Raw genomic sequence first — 4,671 nt, 5'->3', positions numbered from 1 at the left:
ATAAATACCTCTTTTATTAATTGTATTTATTATATCGATTTTTTGTTATTAATACAAATAAAAAAAGTGTATTAATAAACCGACATTTTGTACTTGATAAACCGACATTTTGTACTTGATAAACCGACATTTTGTACTTGATAAACCGACATTTTGTACTTGATAAAACTTGAATTCCCTTGGGGCTGTAAGGCTCGTGAGTCTCCTAAACATATATTAAACATATATTAAACATATATAAACACTCAGATTTTGATTTTTTCTGCGAAAAAAATCGTCAATCTGCTAGTTATTTTTTTCATTTTTTAGTTTTCTTTAAATTTCTAGCGTTACTATTTAGATAATCCTAAAACTTTTCTTTTTCATAATCTCCTAAGTAGTGTTCCTCAAACACTACTTTTTTGACTTTAAAAACTATTTCATGCTATAATACAAGCAACAACAAGTAAGATTTGGTATAAATCTAACACAAGAAAAGCACCCTGCCGTCCAAAAGCTAGGGTGCTTTTTTATGCGTTGCTCACAACCTTGCAACGTCTCAGAGAAGGACAACTATTTTTCATTGTCATCAAAATGCTTCTCTATCCATTTTGTTCCGTATAGCTGTGCCAAAGGAATAACAACATAGTTAACTATATTGCGAATAACAACGAAAAGTAAAATTTGGTATAGCACACTAACACACCTCCCTTCGCAGGCGATTGGGGGTTTTTAGTTGCCAAAAATTATTATATCATTCTTCAAATAAAAAATATATCTCAAAAATCTATCATAGATTTTTGCTTAAAATTGATTTTAAGTTCCTTATTAGCCTCTGTATGGAGTTTTAGACTAAAAAAGGTATAATTCATCAAAAATGATTTTAAAATGGCATACAGACGATTTTAAAGACCTCTGGCTTTTGCAATTCAAACGTGATATAATTCAATTAACGCTAAAGTTCGAGGAAACGAATAGCAAAACGCAAAAAAAAGACAGTAGCTGCAACTACTGTCTTTTTTTGTTCTCGAAAGACCTCAGGCTAATGTTTGTCGCCTTTGTCATTGATGTGCTGAATTAACCAATCAGCAACTACCTCTGTGGCAACGCAAACCACCAAAGGTATCAAAACAAGTTCTAGAACTAATAATATAATCACTATATTCAGTCTCATTTCAAAATTCTATCTATGCTGGTCGTTTACTTTATTCCAATTTCCTCTTGCCAGCAAGTAACCTAGACTGATTTTTTCCTAATTTTCATTGTCTAATTTAATAATATCAGATTTATGTACTTTTATAACACTACCATTTTCTAGGGTGATGTGATAATAATCACCTTTCTTCTTATAATTCGTGTAATACTCGCACTTAGTACGATAAATTCCTTGACTATCCTCATAATGGTTGTATGTAACAACATGCAATAGTTCAGGAGGTGTTTTAATTTTAACAGGCGGTTGATGCCATATTGATATCATTATATTAAAAAACAACCATATTACGAATAGAAACAAGATTGTATACAAACGTTGTGTTAATTTTAATATACTATCCAAAAGCTTATTCATATTTTTAACCTCCTAACACACAATAATAGCAAGCGTGTAGATACACGCGTACTATTATTATATTTATAAAATATATATATATTAATTTATAGCGTATTCAAGTAACGCCTCTTCATCTTTAAAATAATCATTAATATTTTCACAGTAAACAGCGACGTCTCAGATTTAGAGGTGTTTAAAAATTTCATCTAGTTTTTTATCAATGCTATCTAATTTTTTTGAAACGTCTTCTAATTTCCATTCATGGTGCCACTGATTTGACCTTAAGTCATCTATTTGGCTCATCAATTTACTCTCGAAAGTAACAGAATAGAACTCTTTATCTTTTCTCAAACCATTTTTGATTTTTTCTACTCCAGCAGGAGTAATATATATTTTTCCGTTTGCTTTAAAACTTTCGTTAGAATTCATTTTGCGTTGGTGGTATTTTACCACGTCTTTAGATACACCTAGTTCTTTAGAGACTTCCAACATTGTTTTTCCGATACCTGCTGCTTCATACATGTTCTTTACCTCCTTGTTTCCATCTGGCAAGCGTAGCAAATGTGTGACAACTTACCAGTAAGTTTACCACTTGTGCTATTTTATATTTTATCATAATCTTTCACTCCGGCAAGATTAGCACGTGGTCGACAACTTACTAGTAAGTTCCCCACACGCTGATAAAATATTTTCTTGGGGTATACCCCAAAGTGTAAAAAGTCAAAAGTCTGTTTGTGGGGTTACCCTACAAATAGGCTTTTTTGCTTTTTATTTTCGTAAGTGGGGTACCACTTGCTAATCTTGCCAGTATGAAAGTAGCCCCCCCTCCAGGGGCAGGGCAAAAAGCTACATTTTATCAGATTTTTAGAAAGGAAGTCAGGTCATGGCGGATAAAAAACTCCCTACAATTGCGGGGAGTTTTCATTATAAACCTAACCACTCTCTCATGTCTAAAGGAATTTCTTTAGTTGCTAAAAGCTCCTTTAAAGCTTGCGAATCTGGTGGGAAAATATCCGACTCTACTACGTGCTTACACATAACCATTCTGTCTAAATCGATAATATCGTAAGATACTTCATCAGACTGTCTAAAAGTTCCAAAAGCATCGACTATGATAATAGTTCCGAACCTTTTAGAACCGTTAAAAGAAAATTCAACAAGGTCTTTTATTTTAAATTTTGGCTGTCCTATCATGATTAATTTCTCCCTAAAAAGTATATCCACCCTAAAACAAGTAATAAGACAAAGAAAACTCCTGCTAAAGTAGCTGCAAACCAAAAAGCTTTTTCTGCTCGCTCTGCCCAATCTTGATACTCTCTTACTCGTTGATTAGCGTTATTAGCCGAATTACGATAATGAGATATTTGATTTTCTAGCACTTCTTGTTTTTCTTGCCACTCGCGAGCCACCTCAGTTTTAGGAGTCTGATTTTCAATTAGCAATTGACTTTTTTTCTGCTCACTAAGTAGCAATTGTTGAGATTGGTCAAGCAATTTTTGGAGCTTTTCTATCTGCTCATTTTTAGCTTTTAATTCATCTTTAAAATCGTTGTTAGGTGCAAACTGGTTTTCAGTAAAGTTTGCACCTAAGTTTGCGGTGTGGTTTCCACCTCTAAATATTGATTTTAAGGCATTTACACCTTCTTCGGTGATAACCAAGGTTTGCACCCCGTTTGCGGTCAAAGTTTGCACCCATTTTTTCCTAAAATCAGCAGTCATTTTATTTCGAATGGTGGTTTTTGAAACACCAAGTTCATCTGCAATTTCTTTAATCGTTTTACTCATTATCTATCTCCTCTGCAGGTAAGGCAAAAAATGGCAAATCTTGAGGAAGTTCATCGATTTCAATTCCTAAAACGTCTGCTAACTGTCTAACTTCTTCTGTAAGCTTATCTAATTCACTTTCTAATAAGTCATAACGCTTTTTAGCAATAACCTTTTTGAGCCTGTTATTTTGATCCAGAACAGACTCAAACTGTAATTTAATATCTTGTTGAGATGTATTCCAGTAGTTTCTAGCTATTTTTTGCTTTTTCTCCATCGCATTAATATGGTCTACCAATGCATGATAACTATCCCAAGAGGCACTTTCCCATTGTTCAGCCTCTTTGATTTGTTCTAACAATCGATTACGTTCTGCTTTAAGTCGTTGAATATCGTTAATGAGTTCGTTTCTTTCAGTCATAATATTCCTCCACTAAGACGTTATAAAAACGTACCGACATTTTGTACTTGATAACGCCATAAGCCTTACAGCCCCAAGGGTTTTCAGGTTTTATCAATAACAAAATGCCACTAATCTTCAAACAAGCTACGCTTTAATTCTTCAAGTTTCGCTTGGTCTTCAGCTGTAGCACTATGCTTGTATTCTTTTTCTACCCAATCTGGTACATTTGAGGCACTATTTTTAGGCTTATAAAAGTCGTTTTTCTTGTATTTATCATCTTCCCACTCTCCAGTTTTTTCTGGTTTCCATGTAAATTCATAGCCTAAAACAGGGTTTCCACGTTTATTTGATTTGATTTTCTTAACTTTTAGCCCCATAAAATATTGGCTTAATTCTTTCAAAATAGGTTTAATGACTAATCGATCAATATCACTTACTTGATAATATGTCGGAGTATCCATCAACATTTTAAACTCTTCTTTTGAAAATTCTTTTTTCCCTATTGTACGCCATTGTTTTAACAAACGATAAGCAGTTTTAGCATAAGTTGAACGGATACTAGTAAATTCTTCAAGTTCATATTGAGTGAAATTAGCTTCAAGTTTATTGACTATATACTCAAATTTATCAGAAATACTGACTGTAGCTTTCATGTCTGATAAATCTTCTGTCCATTCAACTTTAAATCTTGTAAATAAAGCCATATAATCTACAGAATGGCTTGTTCGTTCAATATATCTTAATTTACTGATATTATTAGCTAAATTATCCATTGTTTCATAAAAACGTTGATTGTGTTCAAGACTATAGTTTGCTAAATCAGCTAATTGATATTTATCAAATACCAATTCTTTAGTCCCTTGATTTCTAGCTTTAGCAATTATTGCAAAGAAGAAATTCATCTCTTCAGCAGTCCACTTTCGCATAATGACTGTATTTAAATCGTTATGATGCTTTACAATTTCGTTAGCCAT

At 32.9% G+C, this 4,671-nt stretch carries 7 protein-coding genes; all 7 read right to left on the bottom strand.

Annotation, left to right across the window (positions count from 1 at the left end; translation table 11 throughout):
* Positions 1-552: 552 nt before the first annotated feature.
* Positions 553-675, bottom strand: a complete 123-nt coding sequence (locus ACN0NP_RS09535; protein WP_269449547.1) for a hypothetical protein — start codon at positions 673-675, stop codon at positions 553-555.
* A 556-nt stretch (positions 676-1,231) separates the two neighbouring features.
* The gene (locus ACN0NP_RS09530) at positions 1,232-1,549 is read right to left on the bottom strand and encodes a hypothetical protein (RefSeq protein WP_423217688.1); all 318 of its coding nucleotides are present in this window, start codon (positions 1,547-1,549) and stop codon (positions 1,232-1,234) included.
* Positions 1,550-1,714: 165 nt separating this feature from the next.
* Positions 1,715-2,053, bottom strand: a complete 339-nt coding sequence (locus tag ACN0NP_RS09525; protein WP_423217687.1) for a hypothetical protein — start codon at positions 2,051-2,053, stop codon at positions 1,715-1,717.
* 402 nt (positions 2,054-2,455) lie between these two features.
* Positions 2,456-2,725 carry a hypothetical protein gene (locus ACN0NP_RS09520; RefSeq protein WP_423217691.1) on the bottom strand — a complete coding sequence of 90 codons (270 nt, stop codon included), beginning with the start codon at positions 2,723-2,725 and terminating at the stop codon, positions 2,456-2,458.
* Between the two features lie 2 nt (positions 2,726-2,727).
* On the bottom strand, positions 2,728-3,315 hold the full coding sequence (locus ACN0NP_RS09515; protein ID WP_423217690.1) for a hypothetical protein: 588 nt from the start codon (positions 3,313-3,315) through the stop codon (positions 2,728-2,730).
* A complete protein-coding gene (locus ACN0NP_RS09510) occupies positions 3,308-3,715 on the bottom strand; it encodes a hypothetical protein (RefSeq protein ID WP_074603867.1) in 408 nt (135 codons plus the stop codon). Before ACN0NP_RS09510 ends, ACN0NP_RS09515 begins: the two co-directional genes overlap by 8 nt.
* 110 nt (positions 3,716-3,825) lie before the next feature.
* Positions 3,826-4,671 (bottom strand): replication initiation protein, encoded by an 846-nt coding sequence (locus tag ACN0NP_RS09505; RefSeq protein ID WP_423217689.1) that lies wholly within the window; start codon positions 4,669-4,671, stop codon positions 3,826-3,828.

It is taken from the genome of Streptococcus equinus (assembly GCF_049393805.1).
GTDB classification, from domain to species: domain Bacteria; phylum Bacillota; class Bacilli; order Lactobacillales; family Streptococcaceae; genus Streptococcus; species Streptococcus equinus.
This window is presented reverse-complemented; position numbering and strand designations above follow the sequence as displayed.

Coding starts and splice junctions, on each gene's coding strand:
- ACN0NP_RS09505 (WP_423217689.1), bottom strand. CDS start 4,671: ATGGCTAACGAAATTGTAAAGCATCATAACGATTTAAATACAGTCATT.
- ACN0NP_RS09530 (WP_423217688.1), bottom strand. CDS start 1,549: ATGAATAAGCTTTTGGATAGTATATTAAAATTAACACAACGTTTGTAT.
- ACN0NP_RS09510 (WP_074603867.1), bottom strand. CDS start 3,715: ATGACTGAAAGAAACGAACTCATTAACGATATTCAACGACTTAAAGCA.
- ACN0NP_RS09520 (WP_423217691.1), bottom strand. CDS start 2,725: ATGATAGGACAGCCAAAATTTAAAATAAAAGACCTTGTTGAATTTTCT.
- ACN0NP_RS09515 (WP_423217690.1), bottom strand. CDS start 3,315: ATGAGTAAAACGATTAAAGAAATTGCAGATGAACTTGGTGTTTCAAAA.
- ACN0NP_RS09525 (WP_423217687.1), bottom strand. CDS start 2,053: ATGTATGAAGCAGCAGGTATCGGAAAAACAATGTTGGAAGTCTCTAAA.